At 37.0% G+C, this 22,778-nt stretch carries 23 protein-coding genes; 6 read left to right on the top strand and 17 right to left on the bottom strand.

Going from position 1 to position 22,778, the window contains the following annotated elements; genetic code table 11:
• Window positions 1-21: 21 nt before the first annotated feature.
• The 3 genes from helD to U8D43_RS17150 form a co-directional block, all read right to left on the bottom strand.
• The gene (helD, locus tag U8D43_RS17160) at window positions 22-2,289 is read right to left on the bottom strand and encodes an RNA polymerase recycling motor HelD (protein ID WP_335872407.1); all 2,268 of its coding nucleotides are present in this window, start codon (window positions 2,287-2,289) and stop codon (window positions 22-24) included.
• Window positions 2,290-2,923: 634 nt separating this feature from the next.
• A complete protein-coding gene (mscL, locus tag U8D43_RS17155; protein ID WP_335872406.1) occupies window positions 2,924-3,256 on the bottom strand; it encodes a large conductance mechanosensitive channel protein MscL in 333 nt (110 codons plus the stop codon).
• 499 nt (window positions 3,257-3,755) lie between these two features.
• Window positions 3,756-4,064 carry a winged helix-turn-helix transcriptional regulator gene (locus tag U8D43_RS17150; RefSeq protein ID WP_335872405.1) on the bottom strand — a complete coding sequence of 103 codons (309 nt, stop codon included), beginning with the start codon at window positions 4,062-4,064 and terminating at the stop codon, window positions 3,756-3,758.
• Window positions 4,065-4,205: 141 nt separating this feature from the next.
• Here U8D43_RS17150 and U8D43_RS17145 point away from each other — a divergent pair, with 141 nt between their 5' ends.
• Window positions 4,206-4,814, top strand: a complete 609-nt coding sequence (locus tag U8D43_RS17145; protein ID WP_335872404.1) for a nitroreductase family protein — start codon at window positions 4,206-4,208, stop codon at window positions 4,812-4,814.
• Window positions 4,815-5,031: 217 nt separating this feature from the next.
• Here U8D43_RS17145 and U8D43_RS17140 read toward each other — a convergent pair whose 3' ends face one another.
• The 3 genes from U8D43_RS17140 to U8D43_RS17130 form a co-directional block, all read right to left on the bottom strand.
• Complete coding sequence (locus tag U8D43_RS17140; protein WP_335872403.1) at window positions 5,032-5,184, bottom strand: hypothetical protein; 153 nt, start codon at window positions 5,182-5,184, stop codon at window positions 5,032-5,034.
• Entirely contained in the window at window positions 5,135-5,302 is a 168-nt protein-coding gene (locus U8D43_RS17135; protein WP_335872402.1) for a hypothetical protein, read from the bottom strand. The genes U8D43_RS17140 and U8D43_RS17135 overlap by 50 nt, the downstream gene beginning before the upstream one ends.
• Window positions 5,303-5,692: 390 nt before the next feature.
• A complete protein-coding gene (locus tag U8D43_RS17130; protein ID WP_335872401.1) occupies window positions 5,693-7,363 on the bottom strand; it encodes a M20/M25/M40 family metallo-hydrolase in 1,671 nt (556 codons plus the stop codon).
• A 256-nt stretch (window positions 7,364-7,619) separates the two neighbouring features.
• Here U8D43_RS17130 and U8D43_RS17125 point away from each other — a divergent pair, with 256 nt between their 5' ends.
• Window positions 7,620-8,918 carry an NCS2 family permease gene (locus tag U8D43_RS17125; RefSeq protein WP_335872400.1) on the top strand — a complete coding sequence of 433 codons (1,299 nt, stop codon included), beginning with the start codon at window positions 7,620-7,622 and terminating at the stop codon, window positions 8,916-8,918.
• A 224-nt stretch (window positions 8,919-9,142) separates the two neighbouring features.
• Entirely contained in the window at window positions 9,143-10,081 is a 939-nt protein-coding gene (locus tag U8D43_RS17120) for an L-lactate dehydrogenase (RefSeq protein WP_335872399.1), read from the top strand.
• A gap of 800 nt (window positions 10,082-10,881) precedes the next feature.
• Here U8D43_RS17120 and U8D43_RS17115 read toward each other — a convergent pair.
• The 6 genes from U8D43_RS17115 to U8D43_RS17090 form a co-directional block, all read right to left on the bottom strand.
• A complete protein-coding gene (locus U8D43_RS17115) occupies window positions 10,882-11,496 on the bottom strand; it encodes a hypothetical protein (RefSeq protein ID WP_335872398.1) in 615 nt (204 codons plus the stop codon).
• 208 nt (window positions 11,497-11,704) lie between these two features.
• Window positions 11,705-12,157, bottom strand: a complete 453-nt coding sequence (locus U8D43_RS17110) for an IS3 family transposase (RefSeq protein WP_335872397.1) — start codon at window positions 12,155-12,157, stop codon at window positions 11,705-11,707.
• The gene (locus tag U8D43_RS17105; RefSeq protein WP_335872430.1) at window positions 12,158-12,544 is read right to left on the bottom strand and encodes an IS3 family transposase; all 387 of its coding nucleotides are present in this window, start codon (window positions 12,542-12,544) and stop codon (window positions 12,158-12,160) included. It lies immediately after the preceding gene.
• Window positions 12,545-12,591: 47 nt separating this feature from the next.
• On the bottom strand, window positions 12,592-12,882 hold the full coding sequence (locus tag U8D43_RS17100) for a transposase (RefSeq protein ID WP_335872396.1): 291 nt from the start codon (window positions 12,880-12,882) through the stop codon (window positions 12,592-12,594).
• 422 nt (window positions 12,883-13,304) lie between these two features.
• Window positions 13,305-13,709 carry a GNAT family N-acetyltransferase gene (locus U8D43_RS17095; protein WP_335872395.1) on the bottom strand — a complete coding sequence of 135 codons (405 nt, stop codon included), beginning with the start codon at window positions 13,707-13,709 and terminating at the stop codon, window positions 13,305-13,307.
• A 143-nt stretch (window positions 13,710-13,852) separates the two neighbouring features.
• Window positions 13,853-14,209, bottom strand: coding sequence for a cupin (locus tag U8D43_RS17090; RefSeq protein ID WP_335872394.1), 357 nt, complete (start codon window positions 14,207-14,209; stop codon window positions 13,853-13,855).
• Between the two features lie 819 nt (window positions 14,210-15,028).
• On the opposite strand from U8D43_RS17090, the gene U8D43_RS17085 reads away from it, so the two are divergent.
• On the top strand, window positions 15,029-15,475 hold the full coding sequence (locus U8D43_RS17085; RefSeq protein WP_335872393.1) for a hypothetical protein: 447 nt from the start codon (window positions 15,029-15,031) through the stop codon (window positions 15,473-15,475).
• 15 nt (window positions 15,476-15,490) lie between these two features.
• Window positions 15,491-16,156, top strand: coding sequence for an SIMPL domain-containing protein (locus U8D43_RS17080; RefSeq protein ID WP_335872392.1), 666 nt, complete (start codon window positions 15,491-15,493; stop codon window positions 16,154-16,156).
• Between the two features lie 596 nt (window positions 16,157-16,752).
• Here U8D43_RS17080 and U8D43_RS17075 read toward each other — a convergent pair.
• From U8D43_RS17075 to U8D43_RS17060, 4 genes are all read right to left on the bottom strand, one after another.
• Window positions 16,753-18,174, bottom strand: coding sequence for a sensor histidine kinase (locus tag U8D43_RS17075; RefSeq protein WP_335872391.1), 1,422 nt, complete (start codon window positions 18,172-18,174; stop codon window positions 16,753-16,755).
• A gap of 19 nt (window positions 18,175-18,193) precedes the next feature.
• Window positions 18,194-18,871 carry a response regulator transcription factor gene (locus U8D43_RS17070; RefSeq protein ID WP_335872390.1) on the bottom strand — a complete coding sequence of 226 codons (678 nt, stop codon included), beginning with the start codon at window positions 18,869-18,871 and terminating at the stop codon, window positions 18,194-18,196.
• Window positions 18,872-18,995: 124 nt separating this feature from the next.
• A complete protein-coding gene (locus U8D43_RS17065; protein ID WP_335872389.1) occupies window positions 18,996-19,643 on the bottom strand; it encodes a hypothetical protein in 648 nt (215 codons plus the stop codon).
• Window positions 19,644-19,730: 87 nt separating this feature from the next.
• Complete coding sequence (locus tag U8D43_RS17060; protein ID WP_335872388.1) at window positions 19,731-20,042, bottom strand: YciI family protein; 312 nt, start codon at window positions 20,040-20,042, stop codon at window positions 19,731-19,733.
• Window positions 20,043-20,398: 356 nt separating this feature from the next.
• On the opposite strand from U8D43_RS17060, the gene U8D43_RS17055 reads away from it, so the two are divergent.
• Window positions 20,399-20,980 (top strand): spore coat protein, encoded by a 582-nt coding sequence (locus U8D43_RS17055; protein ID WP_335872387.1) that lies wholly within the window; start codon window positions 20,399-20,401, stop codon window positions 20,978-20,980.
• Window positions 20,981-21,257: 277 nt separating this feature from the next.
• Here U8D43_RS17055 and U8D43_RS17050 read toward each other — a convergent pair whose 3' ends face one another.
• Window positions 21,258-22,052: an MBL fold metallo-hydrolase gene (locus U8D43_RS17050; protein ID WP_335872386.1), complete on the bottom strand. Its 795-nt coding sequence runs from the start codon at window positions 22,050-22,052 to the stop codon at window positions 21,258-21,260.
• Window positions 22,053-22,778: the final 726 nt, after the last annotated feature.

Below are 22,778 nucleotides of genomic sequence, written 5' to 3'. Positions count from 1 at the left end.
GCCAGAATAACACTCATGACCTTAATCTAATAGAAATCGTTCTTTATCCTCTCCGTAAAAGAATAGGCGGTGCAGCGGCCTTGTCATCGAAACGTAAAGTAATTTAATATCAAGCTCTTCTTCAACTGAAAAAGACTCCTTAATTGAAACAATCATGACCACATCAAATTCTAATCCTTTAGCTAAATATGAGGGGACGACTACAATTTTATCTTTCGGAATGCTAGCTTGTTCTTTTAAGAGCTTAATTGAGCCTTGATCGTTTTTTTCTAGCGCTATAGCTATTCTTTCACAATCTTTCATCGTTTTCCCAATGACTGCAAATGTCTGATATTCTTCTTCTCTCAATTCTTCAACTTTTTTTAATATACTATCAGCGATTTGTGATTCCTTCTTTACTTCTATAAACTCTGGTCTTTCGCCGTGACGAACAACAGGATTAACTTTTGGAAAAGGGTAGGGTAAACGTGCTAGAAGTTCATTGGCTGTTTCCATAATTTCTACGGTCGTACGATAACTTTTTTGAAGTTCCGTATAGGTAGCTCTTGGAAATATTTCCTGACACACGGCATCCCAGGAGGTCAAGCCCCGATAAGAATGAATTCCTTGCGCTAAATCCCCGACAAGAGTAAACATATCTGTTTCAAAAGCGGTTTTTAATGATTGAATCTGCAAATAACTATAATCTTGTGCTTCATCAATCACTACGTTTTTTACTTTGTATTCTTTTTCAACACCAAATAAATGCGTTTGCAAATATAGTAAAGGGGCTAAATCTTCTACTTCATAACTCTTATTGCGAATATGATTTGTCGTATAATCGCAGATTTCTTCGGCCTGATCTAGGGTTAACCTCCCTTTAGATCGTTTAATGAGCATTAAAGGATCTTGATATAATTCAGCATAATAGGTTAGAAGCTTTTTCTTTTCAAATTGCTTCATATAGCTTGTTACTGCTTTGCGTATACTTATTTTCAGAGATTTCAATCTCTCTTCTTTATTATCTAAAGCTTTTGTTACATAAGCCCGTCGTTCCTCGCTTTCCTTGCGAAATAAGGCTATTTCTATTCTGTCATCGAAGAATTTTTCAATTCGATTTAGCATAGATGATTTATTTGTTCTCACCGTGCTTTGGAGAAGCTTCTTTAATTTTTCCACCCGTTTGTAGAGAGGTAAGTAATAGTATTCCTCGATCAATAGTTTTGTGAATTTTTGTGCAGAATATAGTCGATACTTCTCAACATAAAAATCTTCCTTTGGTACAAACCTCAGATAGATTTCTTGTATATAATAATCGAGAATTTCTTTCATTAACTTTGATCCCTTGAAGCCGGATACTTTACTTGCTAGAATGTCCTCCTGTGTTGGATTTTCGAGTAAGGAAACTAATTTTTCATCAGGCATAAGTGTTAGTTTTTCTTCATTAATACATTGTAGTGTGTATTCAGAGAACGTCGTTTGCTTAACTCGGTCAACACCTAATTCAGGCAAAGCTTCAGATATATAATCAATAAATAATTTACTTGGAGCTAAAATCATCAACTGAGTTGGATCAAAAAATTGCTTGTAGTTGTAGATAAAATAGGAAATACGGTGTAAAGCGATTGTCGTTTTCCCGCTTCCAGCCGCTCCTTGAACAATGATAGGACGATTAAGATCCGCTCGAATAATTCGATTCTGTTCTTCCTGGATTGTTGTAATAATTTCAGTGAGGCGGTTACTGGAACTTTTTGCAAGAGACTCTTGTAAGAGTTCGTCCGTCGTTGTTAAGTCAATATCACGTATTTCATCTAATTGTCCTTGTTCAATCATAAATTGGCGTTTTAAGGATAAATCACCACGATATAATCCACCATCCGCGTTATATTCTACCCGTCCAATTCGACCTTCATAATAAAGGTTTGCAATCGGGGAACGCCAATCAACAATAATTTGATCTTGATTTTCTCGATGATACAAGGATGTTTTGCCAATATAATGTTTTTCGGTTTGATCTCCTCCCTCTCTTTTAAAGTCGAGCCGGGCAAAATATGGTTTATGTAATGCATTTCGTAATGATTCAAGTTCATCCTTAGATATTTCATAAAAACTAGCATTTGTGAGCAGGTCGGTATAGGCTGCAGAGGATTCAATAAAATCCACATCACCGAACGCTCGCTTCATATTTTCTTGGAACTGATTCTTGCTCGTTTCAGCCGTAGCGATAACAGCTAAAAGGTAGCGCTTGGTAAATTCGAGTCGATCCCATTCTTTCGTAAAATCAGGATGTAAAGGTGTTTGATCGGTCATTTTTTTCTCCTTTCCATTAGTTTCAGCCGCAATGGAGAAAGTTGACGATTGAGGTTTGTTTTAAGTGCAGAAGATTATATTATCAGAAAAATAAGAACTGTTCAATCTTTTCCTTGAAGTGTATATATTTTTTCAATCTCTCTTATCTTTTTATACTGACATTAACTATTTTGGAATTAGACATAGTTAAAATAATTGAAACTTCTATTCATCATATTTTGAGTTTGAAGGGATGGAATTTTGTGGATAGTATTCGTACTTTTGAATCAATAATGTATAGATGGAGATAAAAGCACGATTTTTTATTAGGTATGAAAAAGTGTCTAAAGGACTTCCTAACGCTTTTCCATACCTTGTGGGGTTATCGAACGTTTCTTTATGAAACGGAACACTCAATATTTTTTCTGTAGCATCTGGTACTTTTGCCCCCATTTCTTTTCTTTTTAGCAGGTTACGTATTTTTGTTAGGATCTTTTCGGATACTTTGTTGCTGTAGCATAAAAAAAGGATGGAAACAATAATTTCATTCCTCATTCCGTGTTAAAAATGATGCGAAAAGATGCCCGAAGTCAATCTTCATCACGAATTGAGAGCTAATTCGAAAAGCCACAAACTTTGCGAGAACATCCTTCTGTTAAGAGTGCAATGTTTGTCTTACTTTTAATTCATAGGCCTCCTTGTGCCCTCTGAGCCGGTTGATAAGCTTAACCACCCAAAAAATAGTGGATGATACTATAAGAAAGTCTAAAATAGCATGTAAAATAAGACCCATTAAAATTTGGTGAGCGCAAATAGGAATATACAAACGCTCGATTTGGACTCCACCGATGATCACTCCAAGCAAGGGCATCATAATATTTTTTACTAAAGGTTCCACACTCTTACTAAAATCCGATCCAATTATCACCGCAATAGCTAGGTCAAACATGTTACCATTCATTGCAAATTGCTTAAATTCCTTCCACATAATCCCCTCTCCCATATGCATTATTCTATAAAACATATGGAAAGGATGACAAGCTTGTTCGAAAATCCTACTACCTAAGGATCCTTAAAATATATAATGCCTTAATATTGAAAACAATAATAATAAAGCAACCACAAACATCACAATTCCTAAGATTTTTTCCTCTTTATTTCCAAACATCTAAATACCTCCAAAAGAATAATTTTTCTAGGCTGTTCTCGTATGCATTGTTGCGTTTGATCCATCACTTTAGGTCAAATATCTACTTTTGCAGATACTCTCTTCAAATAATTACGAAGAGATGACCCGAAACCAAGCCATGTCACAGTTTAAAGGCTAGTATGAAAAGCAACTAACTTTGCGAAAACAGCCTTAATAAATCGGTTTCACACTAGTTTTTTCCGGGATGCGGAATTAATGCACTACGGTTCTGCTATCTACTTCAGTGCAAACTATTTTACGGAAATTTTTATCGTTTTTTCAACGTTTTCCTATTGATTTATATCCAATCGTCTGCCCATTTTTGGACCTCATCAAGAACAGGGCGAAGAGACTCACCTTTTTCAGTTAGTTCATATTGTATTTTTATTGGTACTTCTAAGGTAACCGTTCGATTGATAATTTTCTTTTCTTCTAACTCTTTCAGCCGATCGGATAAGACTTTTTCACTAATTAGTGGAATTTTATCATTAATATCTTTAAAACGGAACGGTCCGGAGAATAATACTCTTATGAGGAGACCATTCCACCTCTTCCCTAGTAACGTAAATGCTTCCTCATATTTAGGGCAAACACAAGGCTTTTGCATTGAAACACACTTCCTTCAGTCGTTTTTCTTGATGTTACAGCTTATATGTATTATAGTAAACAACGAAATCACTTACGTAAAGTAAGTAACTTACTTTTTATTAGTAAAATACATCCAGCCAAAGAGAAGGAGGATACATCAATGACCAATTTTTTTGATGTAGCAGAAGAAAGACGTTCTACAAAAGTGTACGACCCTAATACGCAAATCCCAAGAGATGAACTGAAAGAGATTCTTGAATTAACAGGGAAGGCACCATCTGCTTGGAACTTACAACACTGGAAATTTATGATTTTCGATCAAAAAGACCTTCAAGAGAAAATATTACCAATTGCCTACAACCAACAACAAGTGGTCGATGCTTCTGCAGTTATTGCCGTACTAGGTGATTTGGAAGCAAATAAAAATGTGGATGATGTCTTTGATCCCGCTGTTGCAGCTGGTGCTATGTCACCAGAAATTAAAGAGGCCCTAAATCAACAAATTCAAGGTGCTTATCAAAGTGACCAATACGCTCGTGATGCGGCTTTCTCTAATGCCTCATTAGCAGCTATGCAACTAATGTTAACAGCAAAAGCTAAAGGTTGGGATACTTGTCCAATCGGTGGATTTGATCCCAATCAACTTGTGAAAGAGTTCAATATTTCTGATCGTTATGTCCCTGTGATGCTGATGACTATTGGCAAACCACTTCAAGAGGCACGTAAAGCCAATCGCTTAGATTTAGAAAGAATTGTCGAATTCGTTTAAATAAAAAGAGTACACTCCTTTATTACGGAGTGTACTCTTTTCGTATGGCTCTTTTCTTGATTCAGCTGCAGTGGCTTGCGGCTCGGGCATTTGTCAGCCCACTACTTGAAGCAGGCTTCACTGCGTGTTCTGACAGATGCCTGCCGTCCCTGAGCAGCCACTTCCGCTTTTCTTGATCCAGCTGCAGTGGCTAGGGACTCGGGCATTTGTCAGCCCACTACGTGAAGCAGGCTTCACTGCGTGTTCTGACAGATGCCTGCCGTCCCTGAGCAGCCACTTCCGCTTTTCTTGATCCAGCTGCAGTGGCTTGCGGCTCGGGGTCAAATGAATAACTCTCCAGTGATGCAGGCATCACCTCCGAGCTCTTCATTTGCCTGACGCCGCAGGACAGCCACTTCCGCTTTTCTTGATCCAGCTGCAGTGGCTTGCGGCTCGGGGTCAAATGAATAACTCTCCAGTGATGCAGGCATCACCTCCGAGCTCTTCATTTGCCTGACGCCGCAGGACAGCCACTTCCGCTTTACGTAAATGATGCCCGAAACAAAGCTAGTTCATAGATGATAAACTGATTCGAAAAGCAACTAACTTAGCGAAAATAGCCTTTTATAAACATCGTTGCTCCTACAACAATGAAAAAACAGGCAGTAAGGTTTTTTCGAGCAAAGTCTTAGTTTTCATTTAGAAATCAAAAATTTTTCGTTAGGAAACGATTTACACTAATCAAGGACTTTATTCCTATCCGAAAAACCACATTTTTTGCGAGAACAACCTTTTATTATCTAATCATTTAGATTAATTCTGTTGTGCATTTGAAATTTGAGGAAATGTATGCAAGCTCATCAAAGTTTTTTGGTCCTCTTTTCCACTGAACATTCATGTTATTCTACACCTTCGCACTTTATTTTCAACAATTCCATCGCTACAGTTCTAATCAATTTCGGGAGTACTTCAAATGTATATGGTTTATATACGCGCTCAGTCCATTTATGTCCATCCTTTCCATATACACCTAAGTTAATCGATGGAATATTTAGTTCTTTAATTTTTTGAGTAGGGAGTGGATACAATACATCCATCATTGGCATATTTTTTTTAAATGCTTGAATATCCTTTTCAGATCCAGGAATAGATAGAAAGCTTCCATCGGCCAAATAGGGGAAAAATCGTTTTAGAACAAATTTTTCGTCATAATGGTCCGAAAGTTGTTCTAGCGTATCCTCCAATACCTTTTTTACTTTGCTTCCAAATTCATTGTCTTTATCCAAATAATTATGTGGAAGATAAGGAGGGGCATAAAACAAAATCACTCGAGGTGATCTATCTGGGTCGCATTGTTGTAAGGCTTCAACTAGTTGGAAAGCTAATTCTCGTTCATCTTTCCCTTGTTCATGATTAAGACGGTAAGCTACTTCCATTACTGCATCTACATCTACACCCTTAGATGTTAACTCCTCAATAAATTCATTCAACGTTACAACATGAACACTCCAATTAAGATCTGTTTCCGGGAAACCTTGCTTCTGGCGAAAAACTTCAAATCTTTCCTTAGCTACTTTTTCATACGTTGTGCAGATAAAAGACGTTCTCCATTTTAAATCATTCAAGATTTCACTTGCGGCTTTCTCATAAACAAAATAATTAAAATACAGTTTTGCACTCACAGGTGTTTGAACATTGTATTCTTCTTTTGTTTCTTTCAGATATAAACAGGTTGGTGGGAGAATAAACTCTCCATCGATTTTCTCTGTTAACGCTAAATTGTGATTAATTTCTGATATGATATTAGCGGCAATATGAGTGGGGTCTATGCTTTGTAAAACATCTCCTACATGTGCCTCGCGCCCATATATATAGAAACAAGGTAACACTTTCCCTGCCGCTCCGGTGTATATATATTTTTGTGTGTCTCCTTCATACATGGGTGAAATAAAGTCGTTATTTAGTCCTGCTATAAACTTGGTTCCGTTTTGTTTCATTTCATATAACTCGTGGATTGCACTCAGTACCCCTCGATGTTGACTCTCTTCATCCGCATTAAATAAAAACAACACATCTCCATTAAGCTTTTCTTTTTGCTCACTAAAATGGAGCAAATTTACGAGATGAACAGCAATTCCACTTTGCATATCTAATGCCCCACGTCCAAAGAGCCATTTCCCTGACATTGCTTCCAACTTTAATCCTTCATCCCCATCGAAATCGACAAAAAACTTTTGCAAAAATTCTGGATGATGAGCCATATCTTGCAAAGAACCATAATCCTCTGTTCCAACTGTATCGATATGGGCATGAAATAAAATGGTTTTTCTTGTTTTCCCTTTCACTCGAGCAAAAATATTCTTTCGCCCAAAAGGATCAGCAGGTATGTTTTGGGCCCACACTTCCATTGGATGTTCTTTAAAATACGGAAAAGATCCAATGAGTTGTTGAATAAAGAGCGCTTTGTCTGTTTCGCCTACTGTACTATTGTAGCTTTTTAGTGAAACTAACGTTCGTGTTAGAAATTCTACTTGCTCTGACTCCAATTTTCCAGTTAAATGTTGAAACATGCTCCCCCCGCCTTTCAAACGAAATTAATTTGCTTCATCCAATATAGAACATAAGGACAAACTATTAATAACCAGTAGCAGACGATAACTGAATTGAGACGCTTTTTTCCTCGTCACAATGCTTAGCATATGAACTCAATGAGATGGCGATAAGGGCTTAGTCCAAATACTCTTCTAGAAATTATCATTGCATTTTACTATAAAAACGAATATTATTGTAAATGCACTAAAAAATGTTCGTGTTTAGGAGGTTCTTATGTTTAAATTAAATAAAAATCACACGACAGCAAAAACAGAAGTACTTGCTGGTGTCACCACCTTTTTAACAATGGCTTATATTGTGATTATTAACCCGATCATTCTTGCAGATGCAGGCGTTCCATTTCAGGCTGTGTTCATGGCGACGATCATTTCTGCTGTCATCGGCACATTATGGATGGGACTAGCAGCGAATTATCCGATTGCCATTGCCCCGGGTATGGGACTTAATGCATATTTTACTTATTCTGTTGTACTAGCCAATGACGATATTACGTACGAGATTGCTTTTGCTGCTGTCTTTTTTGCCGGTCTATTGTTTGTGCTATTGTCGCTGACAACACTACGTGAAAAATTAATTGAAGCGATACCTGACAATTTAAAATATGGTATTTCAGCTGGAATCGGTCTATTTATTGCTTTTATAGGGTTAAGGTTAACAAACATTATTGTTGCTGACCCTAACAACTTAGTTCGTTTAGGAGATTTACATGACTCATCTGTTATTTTAACACTCATCGGCTTGGCCGCAACGTTAATCTTAATGGTCTTGAGAGTGAATGGTGCTTTATTTATTGGAATGATACTCACTTCAATTATTGCATACTTTACAGGAGATCTTTCCTTTAATAATGGTTTTGTTGCTGCTCCTTCTATGCCTGAACTTCTCATAACCAACCCTATTTCTGCCATCGGTGATGTGTTTAGTCATGGATTATATGCCGTCGTTTTTTCATTCTTACTGGTAACGATATTTGATACAACTGGAACGATGGTTGGAGTCGCTCAACAAGCAGGATTAATGAAAGGGAAATCACTCCCTCGTGCCCGTCAAGCTCTATTGGCGGATTCTATGGCCACTACAGTTGGCGCAATGTTCGGCACAAGTCCTACAACAGCTTACATTGAATCTTCATCTGGAGTCGCTGCAGGAGGAAGAACAGGATTAACGTCGGTTACAGTTGCAGGATTGTTTGTTCTAGCAGCTTTCTTTAGTCCTTTGGTAGGCTCACTCTCTGGTATCGCTGCGATTACTGCGCCAGCCTTGATTATTGTCGGTAGCTTAATGATGGGAAGTATGGCAAAAATCAACTGGAATGACCTTGATGAGGCTTTTCCTGCGTTTATTATCATCCTTAGCATGCCACTTACTTCTAGCATTGCAACTGGAATTGCGTTTGGATTTATTTCCTATCCAATTCTTAAAGTTGTCAAAGGACAGTGGCGAATCGTTCATCCTTTAGTATATGTGTTTGCCCTCTTATTCTTGATTCAACTCATTTATTTACCTCATTAAAACTGAAAAAGAGCTCACCCAATTGGGTGAGCTCTTTTTTACTATTTACACCATAAAAAACGTGAATTTATGAACAACAGATGACAATTAATAATTATTTGCAGTTGCAAACCCTTTCATGTGATAATTGTCACACATGAACACCTGAAATTCTGATATTCTCTAATTGTGAAGTAAGTCACATATAAGTTTTTACTATTATTCAAACTAAAAGGGTGATTGAAATGATTAATAAAAATAAAGTAGCCTTAATTGGAACTGGCTTTGTTGGCTCAAGCTATGCATTTGCTATGTTAAATCAAGGCGTCGCACAAGAAATGGTTCTTATCGATGTAAATAAAGAAAAAGCAGATGGTGATGCTCGTGATTTAAGTCATGGTTTGGCTTTTGCTTCACCGATGAAAATATATGCAGGTACTTATGAAGATTGCTCTGATGCCGATTTAGTCGTTATTACAGCTGGAGCAAGTCAACAACCTGGCGAAACTCGTTTAGATTTAGTGGATAAAAACATTAAGATATTTAAATCTATCGTTTCAGAAGTCATGAAGAGCGGATTTGACGGCATTTTCTTAATTGCCACCAACCCTGTTGACATTTTAACTTACGCTACTTGGAAGTTTTCAGGATTACCTAAAGAAAGAGTGATTGGGTCTGGAACTATTTTAGACACTGCACGACTTAGATATTTATTAGGAGACTATTTCAAAGTAGATACGCGAAATGTCCATGCCTATATCATGGGGGAGCATGGAGATACAGAATTTCCAGTTTGGAGCCACGCTCGAGTTGGAGTTAGTCCCTTAACTGAACAAGTGGAGCAAACTCCTGATCAATTAATGGCAGATCTAGATGATATCTTTATTAACGTTCGCGATGCAGCATACCACATTATTGAGAGAAAAGGTGCCACCTATTATGGGATTGCTATGGGCTTAGTTCGTATCACTAAAGCCATTCTCCATAATGAAAACTGTATTTTAACAGTCTCTGCTCTTCTAGAAGGTCAATATGACGAAGAAGATTTATATATCGGAGTGCCGGCCGTTATTAACCGGGACGGAATACAAAAAGTCATTGAATTATCGCTCAGTGAAGATGAAAAGAAAAAATTCAAGCATTCTTCACACGTATTAAAAGACATTCTAAAAAAATCATTTTAACTTTAGCATCTTTCTCAATCTTAGCTACTATACAAAAAAACAATAGTCCTAAAATGTTTTTTTGAGTCAAAATAGCAACAGACTTATCGAACCGTTTAACATATTATATATCATTACGATTGGTAAAGGAAAACGCTCAGATAAAAAATCTCTGAGCGTTTTTTTATAGTCTCATATTCTATTTCGTTGGATTCTCACCATATTGGTTCAACCCAGGCATCACGATTTACATCACCCTATCAGGTAGGATTTCGTCAGCCGAACTGTTACGGTTACACCCCACGACTATTAGCCCCGAGTTTATTAACACGCTTCTCTTTACTAAACAACGTGCTATTCGACGCAGGGGGAGCCTTTCAGAGGGCTACCTCCTCGTTCTACTCCTCTATCATAACCCTTCAGTGTTAGAAACCTAAAACTGCCATACCTTTAGTGAAATCGTGTGACCACATTCCATTTTAGCAGGGAACGTTTCGCACCAACTAAAACCCCCATTTATGGAGTGTACTTGAATACATTTTTAATAAAGGCTGCTTTCGTAAACTTTGTTGCTTTTCGAACCAGTCTATAAACGTTGATATAGCTTTGTTTCGGGCATCATTTACGAAACGCGGAAGTGGCTGTCAAGGGACGGCAGGCATCTGACAGAACACGCAGTGAGCTGACAAATGCCCCCAGTCCCTAGCCACTACAGCTTGATCAGTCTGTTTTGACGGAAATCAACAGTGAAAAAGACGATTTAATCAAAATCAGATGAAATAGCCACAATGTATACGAAACGAGCTTTAATAATAGTAAAATTATTTTAAGTCCTTCTTATTTAGATAAAATGGTTTTCCCTCTTCCAACTTAGTAAGTTTATTACCAGAAATAATATGAGTGATACTTGAGTCGTTTTTGTATGTAATCGTAATTCTGTAGTCTTTGGAATTAGAAACATTACTATTAAGAGGGATTACATAAAATATTTCAACATCATTCACTTCATAAAAAATTGCATCTACTGATTTGCTTTGTGTGCTAACTTTAATATTAGCGATATTCAGGTCTTTAATTACTCCTAATAATGTAGGATTGATATTCTGATCTTCACTTAATAATTGAAATGAAAGAATGAAATCGTTGGTTGCTGGCACATCTTGACTAGTATGTCCACCGCCGCCTAACCATTTATAGCCTGTAAGAGAATTGCTTACCATGTCAACAAAGTACATATTGTTCTTACCATCATTCACATTTCCAACTGAATAAATCATGATTCCGTTATCCGTTTTAATGGTATCAATCACTTCAATGTTATCCACTATACCGCCCCTGACCTCTCGAATAGCATCTATGGACTGCCCACTCCTAAATAATATTACAAATATAATGCCTGTAATAAGTATTGTAGTTAGAATAAATATCTTTTTCATGTTCCTACCTCCGAAGTATTTACCTTTTTACTTTATTTTTAAGGCTCTTTTCGTATACATTGTGGCTATTTTGAACTTCTGTCAAGAAAATGGACAATAAAAAATGAGATTTAATTTTCCTACTTTCCTACCGCACTTCGTTTGGTGGGGCATTAGAAAGAATCAATCCAAGACCATGATTGATCCTTTCTAACGCCAAATGGCTATATTATGAGATTGATTCTAGGATCGAAAGTTGATACTCTCGCTCAAAGTTATTTGGCGGCAAATATCCCAGCTTAGAATGCTTCCTCTTCTCATTGTACCTACTTGTAATATAATGATTGATAACCCTCATCGCTTCTTCTTTTGTTTGAAATCTACGCCGATAGATAAGCTCTTTCTTTATGGTCGCGTGGAACGATTCGATGCAAGCGTTATCATATGGATCTCCTTTTCGACTCATACTAATTTTAGCCCCACTCTGAGTTAATTCCTCTACGTATTCATTAGAACAATATTGGGAGCCACGGTCAGAATGATGGATCAATCCCTTACCTGGTCGTCTCGTTGTTTGAGCCATTCGCAATGCTTCTAAAACAAGTTCTTTTTTCATTGAAATTCCTTGGCTCCATCCAACAATTTTTCGTGAAAACAAGTCCATAATGGAAGCAAGATACACCTATCCCTTCAATGTTCGGATATATGTAATATCAGCTACCCAAACCGTATTTGGAATATCTACATCGATCTGTCTCTTCACTAAATTAGGATAGATCGTTAAATCATGATCTGAGTCTGTAGTAACAACGTATTTCTCTAATGGAGTCGCTCTCAACCCTATTTCCTGCATATACCGAGCTACGGTTTTTTGGGAGACTTGGTAGCCCCACTCAATTAAATCATCATATACTCTTGGGCTACCGTAAGTTCCTTGACTCTCATGAAAAGACTTACAAATTTTTTGTTTCAGTTCCTTTTTCTTCTTTTCTTTTTCTGTCTCTTCCTGAGTTTGTCGATCGACCCATTTATAGTAACCGCTTGTTGATGCCTCCAGTACCTTGCACATCTTCACCACAGTATGTTCATCTTTGTGGAGATGGATAAATTCATACTTTACTCCTGCTTTTTCGTGAAGATGTGCATCGCCTTTTTTAAAATTTCATTCTCCTCTTGAAGAGATTTTAATTCTTTTTCATGCTGTTTCTTCAATTTGTTTAGGTCTGAAGGAGTAATATACTCAACAGATTTGTCAGCATTTTTCGCCTCTTTTAACTTTTTTACCCATCGCATAATAGTCGAGTAAGGGATCTCTAACTCATAGGCTAGTTCTGTCACTTTCCTACCTTCTTCAACGACCATCTTAGCTACATACTCTCGATATTCGTTCGAGTGATGATTACTCATGTGAACACGTCCTTTTTAATGATAATTATTGTGCAACGGATTATCATTTTTATGTGTCCACTTTTAAGACTAACTTTAATTTCATCTGATTTTGACTAAATCCTCCATTTCACTGTTGATTTCTATCAAAAACAAACGAAATGATGCCCAAAACAATGCTATATCATAGATAATAAACCGATACGAAAAGCCACAATCTTTGCGAAAACAGCCATTTTTTAAAATAAATTGTTCAATTAAACTGCCTCTTTAATGTTATAAGTGCTTAATTATTCTTCAAGATAAGCCCTCCTTAATTGAATAAGAAAAAACTCACAAATATTTAATTAACTCTATGTCAGCGTGATTTTCAACACCGTCTTCATCGTCTCCAAAAATCCCATATATTGTATTAAGTCCAAGCTTGATCCAAAACCTAAGAGCTACCCTATTTTTATTTCATCATTTGCCCGCACTTCACTATTTTTAATCCGTTTCAACACGCTTAACAATTCAGTAACCACTTCTTGTCCCAGTCCTTGTTTGTGATACTTTTTGTCAATATACAGGTAGTTAATATTGAATGTTCCAGACATTGGATATCTGTAATCTTTAGTAAGAAACCCAACAATGCGGCCAGTTTCCTTCATTCCTATAACTTGAATTACAAATTGGGCTCTGGTTCCATTAGACGGTAAGTCACCAACGGTAAAACAATGATATACATACGCTTTATCTAAGCTATCGACATCCCATTGGTGAACAAAACTCCCTTGGTCATATAACTTATGAACAGTTTGAATTTCTTCTCCAGTTAGGTCTTTAATTGTGAACCTTTTGTCTCCCACCCGCTTGGTATCCTCTTGTTCAACACCACTTAATCAACTCCAGTATTCTCTAACTCTGTAACCTATTTATTCAACAAATGCTACCTAATAGCTTAAACCACCATACCTAATCATACGCTATGCTACCGTTTGCTTAACATATCCTATTTCAATAAAGGCATTAATGATGAGGTGGTTAACTCTTCGCTTTCTATAACAATTGCGGTTAATCTAGTATCGGTTTTGGTTTCGTGCCACTCGTCTTTCTCCCAAAATACTGCTTCGCCACTATGTACTTTAATGAATTCACCTGTTTCACCTTTAACCAATCCTTCTCCGTTAACAATTAACAGAAGCTGAGCTACTACTGCTTGATGATAACCGATTACTCCATTTGGATCTAAGTGAATACATCCTATATGAGCTGTTTTTTGAGTTTGGGTAATATGCGACATTATAAAATCGGAATTAAATTTCTTGATTTTCTTACCTGTTTCTTTTGTAAATTGATAAATTTCCATTTAGTACCCCCAAATAGTTTCTTGTTCACTGCCATTCTTTTGTAAGTCTTAATTCCGTCATCCTACCCGTTAGTTTAAGAACAATCCTTCACATACTCAATATTTATTTTAGCATAAAATTACAATTCCTCATTTGGTTTATCAAAATCAACATAGCAAATAGAATGACAGTTAACTCTTAATTAGCACGTTGTTAATGACTGTTATTATTATGTTTATTTGGTTTGCAATTTTGTATGCTACTTCAAAGGTTAAGATCCAATGATTGCTGCTATATAAGGGGAAAAGAAGAGACAAAATTATAAGTGATTTAGTTTGATAATTAAAGTGCTATTTCATATTTTGTGTTCCAAAACCGAACTCGTTTGAAAAAAGTGGGCTGATTTTTTCTTGTAGACGTAAAAGTACTGTCCACTGTAAAGGTCTGAGCCACTTTGTGATGCAGCCTTCACTCCGTGATCTGGCATTTGCCCGCCGCTGCTGATCGACCCGGCTCCGCTTTTCAATGTTGTCTAGCTTCACCGGGTAGCAGCTATGGGACTAATAACGCTCCACTTCGAAGGTCAGGACCTTCTACGTGAACCAACATTTGCCCGCCGCTGCTGATCGACCCAGCTCCGCTTTTCAATGTTGTCTAGCTTCACCGGGTAGCAGCTATGGGACTAATAACGCTCCACTTCGAAGGTCAGGACCTTCTACGTGAACCAACATTTGCCCGCCGCTGCTGATCGACCCAGCTCCGCTTTTCAATGTTGGATAGGCACTTATTTGTTCATTTTACATACGTATAAAGTGACTAACTTTGAAAGGGGTAATGATATGTACGATCCAAGACAATTTTCACCATTTCCCATGTTCCCACCAGGTAATCAGCCTCCAAATGCACCTGGCTTTCCCTCAAGCCCGTTTCCCGGAGGTGGGCAAGGTCCTGGTACACCCGGTTTTCCCTCAAGCCCATTTCCTGGAGGCGGGCAAGGTCCTGGTACACCTGGTTTCCCATCAGGAGGAGCAGATCAACCACCTGGTCCACCCCCGTCGACAATTCCAATGGAGCAGCAATCGGTTGGTGTGAGTGCGGTCGACCCAGGAGCCATTAAAGGATGTAAATATCGCTATACCTATGTTTGGTTAAATTCAGGTCGTTCCTTCTGGTATTATCCCACATATATCGGAAGAAGAAGTATGAGTGGATATCGCTGGAATGGCTATATGTGGATGTATTATGGGGTTGATTTGAGAAGAGTTCGCTCATTTACATGCTTGTAAAGGAGGCTCATAACGGTGTATTCGTATCCCCTTCAACAGAGACAAACTAAAATATTTAAAGGCAAAGAAACGATCCAAGTAACTGGTAGTTTTACAATAAAGGTTGAGCCTGATGCTGCTATTGCTTTCATGGGGGTCTTAACATCCAATAAAGAATTACAAGTAGCACAGCAAGAAAACTCAGTAATTGCACAACGTATTCTACATTCTCTCTATAAAAACGGGATCGAGGAGAAGGACATCCAAACGTCTACTTATCAGATTTATCCGCAATATGATTATGTGGACGGAAAACAACTATTCAAAGGGTATGATGTTCGACAAGTCTTTCGAGTGCAAATAACTGATCTAAACCAAGTAGGAAAAATCATTGACGATGCAGTCAATAGCGGCGCGAATATTGTAGAACGAATTGAATTTTCACTTTTGGATATCCGAGTTCCTTACCTAAAAGCACTTGCCAAAGCGTACGATGTAGCTTACGAAAAGGCCAAGATTTTAGCCCAGTCATCAGGACAGACACTTCAACCTTCACCCATCAATATTAAAGAGATTCCTGATATGAGTTCACCGCAACCCACTGGTAAGGTGTTAGCTTATAGCACAGAAAGCTCAACCCCCATCGCAACTGGTCAAATTGGTGTTGTCGCAAGAGTACAAGTAGATTATTTATTCAGTTAAACTTCTATTAGCTATCAATTACTTTTATAAGAACTTCGAGCATGTGAAATGTTGTGGATGACTCTATTCGCATTCATTGTCGCTCCTGACCTTCTGAAAGCCGACGAATAGATTGATTTCCTTTACAAGGAGGAATGTTCTGCATCTTTTCATATACATTGTGGCTATTTCATCTAGTTATTGATTACACCCTCCATTTCACTGTTGGTTATCATCCAATATAGCCGAAATGATGACCGAAACAAAACTAAATCAACGTTTATAGACTGGTTTGAAAATCAACAAACTTTGCAAAACAGTCTTTCGTGATGGCTCTTTTGGTATACTTTATTGCTCTAGCATATAAAAACGGATGGAAACACATTTTTCTTTTCTCATTTCGAGTTAAAAACAATGCGAAAAGATGCCCGAAATCATTCTTCATCACGAAATAAGAACTAATTCGAAAACAGCCTTCGAAATAAAATACCAAGAGGGCCTATTTTCTAATGTTTATCTGATCCGGTAAACATTAATTTTTGTGAAATCACCTTGTGAATTATGCACCTTTTAAGGAGAAAAAAATAGAAATAGAGAGCAGCAATCCGCTCTCTTTTTTATTCATACGTTCTCCTCATACCATTTGCACTAACAGGAAGTGAAAAGCGAAAAACCGATCCGTTTTCATTGCTAGTTAGCAATGACAATGATCCACGTTGTGCATTGGCTAAAAGTTCACTAAAACTTAGCCCTAATCCTAATCCCCGAATCTTGTTTTTTTTCCGTTTTCCACGATAAAATCGCTCAAAAATATACGGTTGTTCTTGGACAGGAATTCCTTCTCCCATATCTTTCACTTCAAAAATTGCTTCCTCACCTTCTGTAAGAAGCCGGATGATAATTTCACCACCCAAAGGCATTGCGTGAACACTGTTGTTGATTAAGTTTGTCAATATTTGGTGGACACGAAGCTCGTCTCCAAACGCTACCACCTCCCCTATTTGATCTATGGTGAAGGTAATACCTTTTCCTCTATACATGATTCTCCACTGTTTTACCCATTCTGCAATTAGAGTAGGGAGATGAAGTTTATGTGTATCGACCGTCATCACACCTGATGAAAATGTATTAAAATCAAGTAAATCTTCAATCATTCGCTGCAATTTTTCCGTTTCTTTATAACTCATCATGACAAACTCAGCTTTTTCCTCTTCTTCTACCACCTCATCCTGAATAGCTTGAAGTAAAGCACTGATCGCTGTTACAGGCGTTTTTAATTCGTGTGTCACACCAGCCAATAGTTCTTTGCGAAGTGTTTCAAGTGCCTGAAGTTTTACAGACATTTCATTAAACGATAAAATGAGATCTGAAATTTCTTTCTCTTTTACGTTTTGATGTTCTACAGAAGACGGGTAATGACCTTCTTTCATCTCCATAGCTGATTTAGCAACATCTGCTATCGGTGCTACTAGACGTTTCGTTAATAAATAAATGACGCCCCATCCTAATAGTGCCATTAATAATAACGCACCTAAAACGAAGCGAAATTGCTCGAAAAACTTTATCATAGAAGGTGACGAATTGAGGACAACGACTGATCCCACAGCTTCATCTTCTACTATTAAGGGTACGCTAATAAAGTATATTTTCCTTTCCGTAGGCAGATTGACTTCCTCTATATAGGTGTCCTTTCGAACGGGTAAATTTGAAATGGTCGCAAGGATTTCCTTAGAAGCTGTACGCTTCATTTTCACAAGTGGAATGATTTTCTCATTTTCACCTTTGAGAAAAACCGTGATAGAATCTGAAGAGTTAAAAATTCGAACTCTCTCTTCAATCAGTTTCGGTATAAAAGGAGTGTACTGTATACGACCCGAATCATCTACCAAACGATCCGCTATTTCTTCCGCTAAAAGGGTAGATAAATCCAGCTGATTTACCACTGCATTTCGATGAACAATATATCCGGAAAAAAGTCCTAATCCTATGATACCCACCACAAGAGTCAACAAATAGCGAGTTGTCCAGTAGCGCAACAATGGAATTTTCTCATTTTTTTTAGTAAACACAGAACTGATAGCCTACCCCTCTTATCGTTTTGATTTCACCTTCACTCTTGCTCCAACCTACTAATGATTTTCGTATCCGCTTTATGGCTAAATCAACTGCACGATCACTCCCCTCGTAATCCATCCCCCATACGCGGTCTATTAATTGCTCTCTCGTAAAGACCTGTGATGAATGCTCAATTAGAAATAGCAATAGACTAGTATCTTTAGGCGTTAACTCCAGGCGTTCATTAGATAAAAACAACTGACGAGATTGAAAATCTACTTTTAATGCTCCAAAAAGTCCTAAGTGATCGTCACTGAGTGCCTTAGCTCTTCGTAAAATAGCCTGAACACGCGCAACCACTTCCTCTGCCACAAACGGCTTTGTAATATAATCATCTGCACCTTGAGAGAACCCTTTTAATTTATACTCCGTATCCGATAATGCTGTTAACATAATCACTGGACAACTACTTATCGTTCTCACATATTTAAGTACGTCAAATCCATCAGCACCCGTCATCATGATATCGAGCAAGATAACATTTGGCTGAAAGATGGAGAAACGCTGAATCGCTTCCTTCCCACTAGAAGCGATTTCCACCTCAAATTCTGCTTTTTTAAGATACGCGGCTAATACTCTTGCAATGGTTGCTTCATCCTCTACAATCATGATTTTCCTCATTTCAACCACCCTTATTACGTTCTTCTCTCCATTATAACTTAGCTTGATACTTATCTAACTCCCGAAATTTTATTCTTTCTTACGTTTGAAAAAAGCTGACTTTAACAAAAGTCAGCTTCACTAGTTATTCTAGATGATGAGGCCATCCACAATTTTTGTCTTTTCGAAAAAAATTTGCTTCTTTTAAAGCTTCAGGATGACTCTCTTTTATTTCTACCCATAATTGCTTCGCCGTTTTCCCTTCTGTTGCAAGTTCTAATGATTGAGCAAGTTTAAAAACTGTCTCTTGAAATACCTCATGACCAATTTCTTTTATTTTTTTTCCTTTAGTTTCAATCCCTAATCTCTCTGCTTCTTTATATAAAAGAGATTTCCTTACTTCTTTCTCAATCTCTTTGATCTCTTTATTATCTGTCTCAATACCCAATTTAGTAGCTTTTGATAGGAGTCTAACTTCGTGTACTTCAATAGCCAATTGCTTTATCTCTTTTCCTTCTGTTTCAATTCCAAGCTCTTTTGCTTCTTCTAACAGCTTAGCATTGAAGACCTTCTTGGCTATGTCCCGTTTCTCGAGTCCTTCCGTTTCAATGCCATATTTAGCAGCTTCTTTTTGTAATTTTTCTTGAAACTTCTCCTCATTAACGGGATGAATGTGGTTCTTAAAAAATGTTTGAGTGGATTCCTCCATCCTTAAAGTCTCTTCTACATTTGTACTGATTGCATAAGTTTGAACACTTGGGATCATACAGAAAAATAGTATTGTAGTTACCATTTTAAGACTCTTTTTCAACATATTCCTCGTCCTTTCGCTTCTAGAAGTATACTCTTTGAATATGTCAGCGGAATGTCAATCGAGAACTTAATTTCTCATGAGGGCTACTCTATAAGGAAAGATTTCCGCTGTCATTATACCTTTTTTGACGGCGGGATCATTTTTCATCATCATTTTGGCATCCGTCATGCTGTTAGCTTCAAATATTACTAACCCAAACGTAGTTTCATCCATTTGCAAAGTTCTTCCCGCCAGGATCAATTGACCGTCTTGTTGCATTTTTTTGAGAGTATGAAAATGTTCTTCCACTATTTCTTGATCGCTCTCTTTCCACTGATCCTCCTTTAATAGTCTTGGAATAAGTTTTAAAACATATACAAATTGTTGTTTCTCTGTCATCAATATTCTCTCCTTTTAACTTTAGACAAATACCTATCAATATACGTTACACTCATGCTGAAATATTTTATCAGGAGTGTGTAAGAAGAACGATTTACTACACTATGTATAGGTCTTTGTCCTTTTTCATATTCATTGTTTCTCTTGATTTTACTAGGTATTGGAATTCTTTATTCTGATAATAATTTTTCCAATAAGACAAGTAGACACCTCGAAATTAATCTTTTTAACGGGATATATCCTTCTGTGAAAAACAACATTCTTTGTGATCACAGTGTTTTCATTTGAATCCTTGAATGAGAAATTCGATTTCAAGAAAAACTATGCAGAGGAACTGTGATGGAGGAGGACCACTATTGAAAAGTCAAAGTAACCAAACAAATGGATCTATGCATGGAAATCATGAAGTATATAATCTTCATGAAATACTCTCTGGGTTAATTAATATTGTAGATTTTTTAACCATTGCAAGAGAATTCGTACAATTAAATGAATTAAAGATCCTTGTTAATCACCAACATCAGTACATTTTGTCGCATTATCACGCCATTGTCACCATGCTTGAACAACAACAAACTACAATGATCAATACAAAATACGAACGGTTGAACAAGGGATCAGTAGTGTTCGGTGAGACATCAGCTATCCCGAAATTTCCTGTTAAAGAATTTGCAGAAATAAACGATGAGAAATTTTCAGGACAAATGCTTGGCTTGATGAAATCAATGAGTTCATTATTAACAGTGTCTACACTTGAAATAGCTAATCCTACGTTTAGAACCTTATTAGCTCAAAGTGTGCCAGATTACATTGATATGGCCTATGACCTCTTTTTGTTTCAAAATCAACATAATTTTTATCCTGTAACCGTCAACATAGATACTGTTCAGGCTCTTGTAAAAAACTATTCTTCAATCCCCTCCTCCCAATTAAAGTAAATGAAAAGCTTGCCTACATGGCGAGCTTTTCATTCTGTAATATGAGAAAAAGAATTCCTGTATAAAAAAATAAAACCACACACCAATACCTAATTATCTCCATTTATTCCTTCTGTTAAAGATAGAAAGCGACTTCTTGGTATATTCGAAAAAAACATATACTTCTAATCAAGCTGGACAAGGGTAAAACCCATTGCGAAAAGAAAGCAATAAATGAACAGTATGGTCATCTTCTTTCAATATTACAATTATTCTACTCTTAGGTAGTCTCTTTAAGTCAGCATGTTTTCTCATGTGATAGGGATTGTGTAAGGACAGAGTGAACAATATGTGTTGGCGAGTTTTCAAATAGTGATACATATTGAAATAATGTATTCTTTGGAAAAAGATTTCCCCTTATTTCTGAAACACTGTAACCAGCTTTATATTGTGAGGCTATATTGTAAGATAATTCTTCTAAGTAGTGCAGCTTCCGAATCAAATCTTTCCGTCCATTTTTCAGTTCTCCTCGGTGAGAACAATAAATATCCTTAAATGAATACTTTAACAATTCATTCAGAGAAGCCATAATCTGTGGAATCGATTCAAATTTAAACATACTGAGAGGACTATGATGTAAATACAAATCGCCGGTGAAACAAATTTGCTTTTCTTCATCTACTAAACAGATGTGGTCGTCCGCATGACCCGGAGTATGAACAACCTGAAAAGAGTAATTTTCCGAGTGTATTACATTTGGAAGTTCAAATGGTGAAAAAGATGGTCTATTCCCCCAAAAAAAAGCTCGATAAATTGGGAGTGAGGTCTTTTTTTCACAGAGCTCTTTCCCATTCGGATGTATATAAATCGGTTTTTGTAAATGGTCTTGAATCCATTTGGCATTACCAGTGTGGTCTTCATGATGGTGAGTTAGAATCACTTTTTCAATAGAGTGTTCCTTAAAAATAGGAATTAATTTTTTTCTAGCTGAAATTGGACCTGTGTCAATTAGCAAGTTGTCCACAAGAAATGTGCAGATTTTCATCTTCACTCCTACGGATCGAATCATTACAGGAAATATTTGAATACTCATGTGACCTCCCCTTCCTCCATATATTTTATACTTATATTGTAAGGGAAGGATTTTTTTTCTACAACTCTTCATTATATATTAACGTAATTCCTCGACTTGGATTTTTGATTTGATTATGGGTTAAGTAACCAGAGTGGCTTCCTTTTTTCCTACATTTCGGACATTTGATCACTTCAAGTTTTAATAGTTCATCATTTGAGAAAAGACGCTCCGCAATACAGACTCTACATTTGGACTTCCTAACGAAACCGACTGTTAAGTATGGAATCATTTACGAAAAGCGGAAGTGGCTACCCTGAGTCCCTAGCCACTACAGCTGAACCCGTCTATTTTTGATGGAAATCAAAAGTGAAATGGGCGATTTAATCAAAATTAGATGAAATAGCCACAATGTATACGAAAAGAGCCTTCAATTAAAAAATCTTTATATTTTGTGTTTTTGATTAACATATTCATGATGCTTAGCTATCTCTCTTTCTCTAACAATGTATTATTTTTTCTCTGATGTTATTCCCGATTTTCCCTTTGCTAAACCCATAACAAAAAAACTACTCTTTATTAAAGTCTCTTTTCAAATGGCTTTTTTTATACGAAAATGGGTTTTGATGCTGATTTTGACACAAAAAAGCACCCTCCCTAAAATGGAATGACCATTTTTAAAGATTGGCTATGGCACCATTACTTGATTTAAGCTGGTTTTGATTTTTGGATATCTACCTCATAGCC

Origin of the sequence: Bacillus sp. 2205SS5-2 (assembly GCF_037024155.1) — a bacterium.
Lineage (GTDB): Bacteria > Bacillota > Bacilli > Bacillales > Bacillaceae_K > Bacillus_CI.
Note: the sequence above shows the minus strand (reverse complement) of the source record. Positions and strands in the feature narration are given on the sequence as shown.

What these genes read in the sequence shown, in the direction of transcription:
- helD (WP_335872407.1), bottom strand. Translation starts at nt 2,289, where the DNA reads ATGACCGATCAAACACCTTTACATCCTGATTTTACGAAAGAATGGGAT.
- mscL (WP_335872406.1), bottom strand. Translation starts at nt 3,256, where the DNA reads ATGTGGAAGGAATTTAAGCAATTTGCAATGAATGGTAACATGTTTGAC.
- U8D43_RS17150 (WP_335872405.1), bottom strand. Translation starts at nt 4,064, where the DNA reads ATGCAAAAGCCTTGTGTTTGCCCTAAATATGAGGAAGCATTTACGTTA.
- U8D43_RS17145 (WP_335872404.1), top strand. Translation starts at nt 4,206, where the DNA reads ATGACCAATTTTTTTGATGTAGCAGAAGAAAGACGTTCTACAAAAGTG.
- U8D43_RS17140 (WP_335872403.1), bottom strand. Translation starts at nt 5,184, where the DNA reads ATGAAGAGCTCGGAGGTGATGCCTGCATCACTGGAGAGTTATTCATTT.
- U8D43_RS17135 (WP_335872402.1), bottom strand. Translation starts at nt 5,302, where the DNA reads ATGAAGAGCTCGGAGGTGATGCCTGCATCACTGGAGAGTTATTCATTT.
- U8D43_RS17130 (WP_335872401.1), bottom strand. Translation starts at nt 7,363, where the DNA reads ATGTTTCAACATTTAACTGGAAAATTGGAGTCAGAGCAAGTAGAATTT.
- U8D43_RS17125 (WP_335872400.1), top strand. Translation starts at nt 7,620, where the DNA reads ATGTTTAAATTAAATAAAAATCACACGACAGCAAAAACAGAAGTACTT.
- U8D43_RS17120 (WP_335872399.1), top strand. Translation starts at nt 9,143, where the DNA reads ATGATTAATAAAAATAAAGTAGCCTTAATTGGAACTGGCTTTGTTGGC.
- U8D43_RS17115 (WP_335872398.1), bottom strand. Translation starts at nt 11,496, where the DNA reads ATGAAAAAGATATTTATTCTAACTACAATACTTATTACAGGCATTATA.
- U8D43_RS17105 (WP_335872430.1), bottom strand. Translation starts at nt 12,544, where the DNA reads ATGTGCAAGGTACTGGAGGCATCAACAAGCGGTTACTATAAATGGGTC.
- U8D43_RS17100 (WP_335872396.1), bottom strand. Translation starts at nt 12,882, where the DNA reads ATGAGTAATCATCACTCGAACGAATATCGAGAGTATGTAGCTAAGATG.
- U8D43_RS17090 (WP_335872394.1), bottom strand. Translation starts at nt 14,209, where the DNA reads ATGGAAATTTATCAATTTACAAAAGAAACAGGTAAGAAAATCAAGAAA.
- U8D43_RS17085 (WP_335872393.1), top strand. Translation starts at nt 15,029, where the DNA reads ATGTACGATCCAAGACAATTTTCACCATTTCCCATGTTCCCACCAGGT.
- U8D43_RS17070 (WP_335872390.1), bottom strand. Translation starts at nt 18,871, where the DNA reads ATGAGGAAAATCATGATTGTAGAGGATGAAGCAACCATTGCAAGAGTA.
- U8D43_RS17065 (WP_335872389.1), bottom strand. Translation starts at nt 19,643, where the DNA reads ATGGTAACTACAATACTATTTTTCTGTATGATCCCAAGTGTTCAAACT.
- U8D43_RS17060 (WP_335872388.1), bottom strand. Translation starts at nt 20,042, where the DNA reads ATGACAGAGAAACAACAATTTGTATATGTTTTAAAACTTATTCCAAGA.
- U8D43_RS17050 (WP_335872386.1), bottom strand. Translation starts at nt 22,052, where the DNA reads ATGAGTATTCAAATATTTCCTGTAATGATTCGATCCGTAGGAGTGAAG.